The sequence below is a fragment of the Burkholderia sp. Cy-637 genome (genome assembly GCF_011753175.1).
Lineage (GTDB): Bacteria > Pseudomonadota > Gammaproteobacteria > Burkholderiales > Burkholderiaceae > Burkholderia > Burkholderia gladioli.
Window position 1 is genome coordinate 1 of record NZ_VWWC01000258.1, and the last position, 6,565, is coordinate 6,565.

At 67.0% G+C, this 6,565-nt stretch carries 3 protein-coding genes and 1 pseudogene; 1 reads left to right on the forward strand and 3 read right to left on the reverse strand.

Translation table 11 applies throughout. The features are described 5' to 3' along the window. Positions 1-144 precede the first annotated feature (144 nt). The 3 genes from tagF to F3J10_RS33620 all read right to left on the reverse strand — a co-directional run bounded on the left by tagF (position 145) and on the right by F3J10_RS33620 (position 6,146). Positions 145-1,131, reverse strand: coding sequence for a type VI secretion system-associated protein TagF (gene tagF / locus F3J10_RS33610; RefSeq protein ID WP_025101123.1), 987 nt, complete (start codon positions 1,129-1,131; stop codon positions 145-147). Then, on the reverse strand, positions 1,128-5,009 hold the full coding sequence (gene tssM / locus F3J10_RS33615; RefSeq protein ID WP_167243879.1) for a type VI secretion system membrane subunit TssM: 3,882 nt from the start codon (positions 5,007-5,009) through the stop codon (positions 1,128-1,130). The genes tagF and tssM overlap by 4 nt, the downstream gene beginning before the upstream one ends. Before the next feature lie 285 nt (positions 5,010-5,294). Continuing rightward, a complete protein-coding gene (locus tag F3J10_RS33620) occupies positions 5,295-6,146 on the reverse strand; it encodes a M15 family metallopeptidase (RefSeq protein ID WP_025101121.1) in 852 nt (283 codons plus the stop codon). Positions 6,147-6,269: 123 nt separating this feature from the next. Between F3J10_RS33620 and F3J10_RS33625 the strand changes: the two are divergent. Beyond that, positions 6,270-6,565 (forward strand): annotated as a pseudogene (locus F3J10_RS33625) (phage tail protein); the annotation flags it as partial.

A 6,565-nucleotide genomic window follows, 5' to 3' on the forward strand; every position in this document is an offset into this window, starting at 1 on the left:
TCGACGCGCGTGACGGTGGCGGGCCCGGCGTTGTCGGCGAAGGCGGCGCCCGATCCGGCGAGCGCCGCGCCGAGCGCCAGCAGGGACAGCGAGGAAAGCGCGGCCGGCAGCAGGCGCCGGCGGTACGCGGAGGTCGTCATGACGTCAGGCCCCTCCGACGAAGGCTTCGCGGAACGTGTCGATCGCCACGCGCAGCGACAGTTGCGGTTGTTCGAGGTAGCTGATGAGCTTGCTGGTCGCGGGATCGTGTTGCGCATGGGCGTCGACCCATTCCGGATCGTCGATGTCGATGTTGTGTTGCGAGTAGGTTTGCGGGTCGACCACGCTGTGCAGCGTGCGTGCCGAGGCGCCGTTGAAGCCGATGATCAGCCGTTCGCGCTCGGCGATGCTGCCGATGAAGATCGCCAGCTCGAAATCGGCCTGCGAGACGAAGGGCGAGATCAGCTCCATCCAGAACGCGGCCACCAGGCTGCGGTAGAACGGGTCGACCGGCAGCGGCAGGGTCAGCCCGCGCTCGATGTGCGAGGAGCCGCTCTGCATCACCGGGCGCAGCAGCGAACCCAGCGCCAGCATCGCGCCGCGCAGCTTCACCGGGTGGCCGCTGGCCAGCAGCATCTGCTCCAGGCCGAACAGCGACTGGTGCTCGACGAAATCGTTGAAGGTGCCGTCGTGGCCGGGGCCGCCGGTGTCGATCGGCACGGTGGCGTCGCCCAGCGCCTGCAGCGCGCCGGCCGGCTCCTCCTTGCCGAGCAGCGGGCGCATCAGCGAGGCGGCGCGCTGCCAGAGCCGCGCGAAGGCCAGCGGGCTGCGCGCGATGAAGTTCAGCGGGCGGTCGACCTCCAGCGCGGTGGCGGCGAGGAACGGGAAGCGCCGGTTCGAGGCGTCGTGGCTGGCCACCATGTGGCCGGCGATCGCGAGCTTGCTGCGCGAGCCGATGAAGGCGAAGTGCATCGGCCGCGCGTTCTCGTAGACGATCTTCCAGCGCGGGTCGTCGGCCAGCAGCTCCATGGCCTGCGCGATCCAGCGGTCGAGCGTCTGCAGCAGCTGCGGGTTGTGCGGGCTCTTCACGAAGTCGCCGCGCGACGGGATCTTGCCGAAGTAGGCGATCTGCGCCTGGACCGTTTGCGTCATTGCGCCCCCTGTGCATTCGATGCGTTGGCGGCCGCGCCGTTGGCGGCCGTTGCGACGCCGGACGTGCCGGCAGGTGCCTGGGCCGTCGCGTTGACGGCGCCGCTCGCGCTGGTGTTCGCCACCGACGAGGGCAGGTGCAGGCCGCGCAGGCTCTGCTGCTGCGGCGCGTCGCCGCCGGCGCTGCCACCGCCGCCGCCCGAGGGCTGCGAGGTGCTGATGATGCGCATCGTCACCGCCACGTTGACGTTGCCCTGCGTCCAGGCCAGGTCGAAGGTGCCGTCCGGGCGGCGCGAGCGCTGCGCCGAGTTGATCAGCTTCTCCAGCCCGTAGCGGCCCGGCTCGTTGACCAGGGTCAGGGTGCGGCCGTCGAAGGTGGTGGCCGTCAGCGTCGCGCCCGGCGAGCCGCTCGGGTTCGGCCAGACGAAGTTGGTCCACTGCGGCGGCGTGTTGCGGTAGCGCAGCTGCTGGCCGTCGATCGCGATGGTGTACTCGGTGGTCCCGCTGCTCGGCTGCGGCAGGATCTGGAACACCGTCTGCGGCTCGGAGGAGGCCGCGCTGGTGGCCGCGCCGCCCGCCAGCGGCGCGACCCAGGTCGCGAAGCCGCTGGTGAAGTCCGGCGTCAGCGCCAGACCCATGTCGCCCCAGGTGCGTGCCGTGAGCGTGTCGCCGCGGCGCACCGCGAGCGGCCCGAGCGTGGTGCCGACGAACTTCGAGATCGAGCCGTCCGGGCCGAACACCTGTGCGATTTCGCTGGAGGCGGCCTCCACCTTGGCGCCGGCGGAGAACGGGTACTTGTTCGCCAGCGAGGCCTGGAACGGCTGGTAGACCTGCGCGTTCCACACCTTGTTGACTTCCACCGAGGCCGGCTGGATCACCACCGAGAAGGCCTGCTGCAGCGGGCGCACCAGCAGCGGACGCAGCGACTTGCGTTGCGAGTCGGTCAGGCCGGTCAGCATCTGCTCGTCGACGTACTTCAGCGAATCGGCCAGTTCCGAGCCGTTGCCGTCGAGCGTCTGCTGCATCAGCTGGCGCGCGCCGGGGCCGGGGTCGCCCTGGTTCTTGATCACGTTGAAGCGGGTGCGCACCTTGGAGAGCGTGTCCATGTAGCCCTTGAGCATCGACTGGCCGCCGTCGTGGGTCTGCACGATCCGGCCCAGGCCGATGAACTCCTGGCCGATCGGGCCCATCGGCACCTCGACCGGGTTGCCGTTGATGTCGATGTTGGCCGCCAGCTGCCCGCCCGGCTTGCGCGAGAACCACTGCTTGACCCAGTTCACCACGCCGGTCTGCGCCTTCTTGATCGACACGTTGGCCAGCGACGGGTTATCCCAGGAGGTCTGGTCGTAGGCGGTCTCGAGCACCTTGCGGATCGGCGAGTCCTGCGGGTCGCCGAGCTTGTTCATGGCGTCCACGGCCTGGCCGAAGCTGCCGAAGTTCTGCACCGCGATGCCCTGCATGAACTTCTGCCAGTGCTGGGCGTATTCGGTCTTGTACATGCCGACCAGCACCTTCTGGATCTGCTCGGGGCTGCCTTCCAGCGTCAGGTCGTCCTGCGAGGCGGTGTTGAGCACCCAGTCCTTGGCCTGCAGCTCCTTGGTGGCCGCGTCGCGAATCGCCGGCTGCACGTAGTCGAACCAGGCGTCGCGCGTGAAGGTGCCGGGGATCGCGTAGCTGCCGGCCACCAGGCCGGTGTTGTCCTCGCCGACGATGCGCGCGATCGTCATCGGGGCATAACGCGTCGAGGCGCGCGCCTTGATCTCCTCGTAGACGCGCTGGCGGGCCGGCATGCCGCGCACCACGTGGCGCAGGTTCTCGCGGGTCTGGTCGACCAGCGCCAGGTTGGCGTCGATCATCGGCCAGTCGTTGTCCTGCACGCGCGACAGGTAGAAGGTGATCATGCGCTCGGCGCTGCGGATCATCTCGTCGCGCGGCATGTTCCCGCGATTGGTTTCCAGCCAGCCGCGCCAGAAGCGCGCGATCTGGTCGGTCAGGTGGGCCTGCTCGACGTGGCGCTTGTCCGACAGCATCAGGTAGGTCTTCAGCGCGTTGTAGGCGTCCTCGACATTGGTCGGCGAGGCGTCGTTGTAGAGCCCGCCCTGCGCCTGCGGCTGCAGCGCCGACTTGTCGGAGACCGGCACCGCGCCCGATTCGGGGGTGCGCGTCATCGGCGCGAGCTGGTCCGGATGCGCGTCGACGTCCTTCAGGAAGGCGGCGAGATTGTCGGCCACCGGCGCCAGCATGATCTGGCGCACGCCGTTGTAGTACTCGGTGAGCAGGCGTTCCTCGAGGCGGTCGCCCTGGTAGAGGCCCAGCGAGACCGAGATCGGCTTGTCGCGGCGGAACTGCTCGAGCTGCTCGATGCGGTCCTCGAGGATGTCCATCGCCTGCAGGCGCGATTGGAGGTCGTTGCGGTTCTGTTCGAGCTTGGCGATGTTGTCGAGGTCGGCCTGCACGTTGGCCACCAACTGCTGGTTGCCGATCGTCGACCAGGTCCAGCCGCCCAGCGCCAGCGCCAGCGCCGCCACGAAGGCGAAGAAGGTGGCGTAGCGCATCCGCGTCTTGGCGGGGCTGGCGAACTGGCGCACCGTCTTGCGGTCCTCGAAGATCACCTTCGAGAACAGGTCGCGCAGGAAGAAGCCGTTCTTCGAGAAGGCGCTGTGCGGCTTGGGCAGGGCGCCGCCGTCCAGCGCGAAGCGCGAGGCGATGCGCTGCGCTGCGGCGGAATTGGTTTCGCCTTCCTGCAGTGCGCTGGTGAAGTAGAAGCCGCGGAAGATCGGCTTGTACTGGAACGGGTTGTTCTCGAACAGGGTGGCCAGGAAGGCGCGCAGGGTCGGCTTGATCGAGGCGAATTCGAGCGGGAAGCTCAGCTGGCCCGGCGAGAGGATGTTGCCGCGGCTGATCGACAGTTGCGCGACGCTGATTTCCTTGAGGCCGTCGTAGAGTTCCTCGAAGCGCTCGTCGAACAGCGCCACCACGTCGCGCTTCTCGTCGGGCTCGTAGGGCAGGGTGGCGCCCCACACGCGGTCGTATTCCTGGCGGTCGCTGCTGCTGAAGAACTCGGTGAAGCCGGTGATCAGGTCGGCCTTGGTGAACATCACGTAGACCGGCGCGAACACCTCCAGCTTCTCGGTCAGCTCCTGCACGCGCTGGCGCAGGTTCTTGGCCAGGTTGATGGCGAACTCGGGGCGGCTGCCGGTCAGCTCGGCGATGCTGGCGGTGACGATGATGCCGTTGATCGGCGCCTTGGGACGGAATTTCTTGAGCAGGCCGAGGAAGCCGATCCATTCGCTGCGGTCTTCCTCGTGCACCGAGTAGCGGCCGGCGGTGTCGAGCAGGATGCCCTCGGTGGTGAAGAACCAGTCGCAGTTGCGGGTGCCGCCGATGCCGTGGATCACCGCGCTGTTCTTGTCGGCGAACGGGAACTGCAGGCCGGAGTTGATCACCGCGCTGCTCTTGCCCGCCGCCGGGTTGCCGATCACGATGTACCAGGGCAGCTCGTAGAGCGCCGAGCCGCCGGACACCTGGCCGATCTTCGAGGTCTTGATGGTCTTGACCGTGTCCACCAGGCGCGCCCGCAACGTGTCGAGCTCGGCGGCCTTGGCCGGTTCGACCGGCGTCACCGAGGCGGCCGCGGCCTTGTCGACTTGCGCCTGCTCCTCGAGCATGTCGCCGAGCTTGCGGTTGGCGCGCCGCACGCGCAGCCGCTTGATCAGCTTCACCAGCAGCCACAGCACCACGATCACGGCGAGGATCGCGAGCGGGTAGACGAAGCTGATCGCAAGGGCGTCCGCCACGATGAACAGGATCGCGGCGAGCGCGATGAACCCGAGGATCGAGAGCGTGCGCGGGTGAGTCAACACGTTGAGGATGCGTTGCATAGGACGGTCAGGTTCCGGTGCGAATCAATGGGGTGAGGCAATGGCGCGTGCGCGCCGACAGCGTGAGGGCGGCGCGTGACGTCACGCTGTCAGTCCTGCGCAAAGAGGGAAGAGGATGATGGCCGCGGTGGCGGCGGGCGGGGCGCGGCGTATCGAGGCGGACGGGACGAGCCGGGCGGGCAGGCAAGGGGCGGGCGCGAGCGGCTCCCCCTGGTGTGCTTGGCCGGCGTGCCGGCTGGTCTCGTGGTTCATCTGCCCCATACCGCCCTCAGTGTGCCGACGCCGTCATTGCGGCGGCGGGTGCCCCAGTTTGAAACCGGGCTTATGGTATTCGACGTGGCCGAGGTCCATCATTTTCCACCGGCCACCCCAGGTCAAGCCGACCTGCTCCGCGACTTGTCCGTACAGCTGATAACCGCGCATGGCCCAGGGATCTTTTTCGGAAATCACCAGCTTGCCGTCGCGCAGGAATGCATTGTCGGCGGCCAGGCCGAACTGGTGATAACTCTGGTACGCGGCGGCATTGGTCACGTTCGAGCCGATCGCGGCCAGCCGGTTCTGCCGCTCCGGGCTGCGATATCCCTCCAGCAGCGCCATTTCGTATCCGTATTGCTCGTGCATGATCTTGTAGACCAGCAGCAAGCGCGTGCGGAAATCCGGGTCCAGCAAATTCCAATCGCGACTCGCGTCCTTCAGCGCGGGCCGGATCTGCTCGACTTCGCGCGTGGCGAATACCTCGGGAGGCAGCGGCGGCGGCGGGACGAGTTGCTCGCCTTGCAGCAGCGCGGCGATCTTCTCGTCGGGAACGCGTATGGTGTCGTCGTATTGGAATAATTGCCGACCGCGTAACGCAATCGCGATCAACGGAGGCGTCGCAAGAATACCCGTCGCGCAGATAATCAGCAAGCGGCGCCGGACCAGTAAGTTTTGCAGTTCATTTAATGAGCTCTGTGAAATTTTTGCCGATTTAACAATGTGGCTTCGCGTGCGCGTGGCGCGATCGGAAACGCGGCGGCTTAATCGCCCGTGAAACTGCGCGACCGTGGAAAAAACGCTGGTGCGCACGCCCGGTAATAACAGCATGGCGGCGATCAGCACGGCGATGGCGAAATACGCGATCAGTACGACGGCAATCACAGAAAACCCCGGATTTTACAATCGATTGTCTTTTAGAAGGCTTGCTCTTAGAATCAGGCCTGCTTCGAGTCGGCCGGACGATATTATTGCGGCGAATTAAACCAGGATTCAACGAGACATTGAATGAGCGCGCCGGAAGATTCAAATCGGAAAGCTTCACCACCCCCCAGTCTGCTTTCTGAACCGGGCCAGGCTGCCGGTCAGAATGGCTCGCGTATTCTCGCCAATCTCGAAGGGCGGGTGGCGCCTCAGCAGGCTGGCGAAACCGCTGCCGCCTCGCGTTCGCGCAAGGGGCCGCTGGCGCTGATCGCGCTGGCCGTCATCGCGGTGGCCGGCTGGGGTGCCTGGCGCATCAATTCGCACAACGCCGCGGCGCCTGCCGTCACGGCCGCCGCGAGCCCGGCATCGGCCGCGGCCGC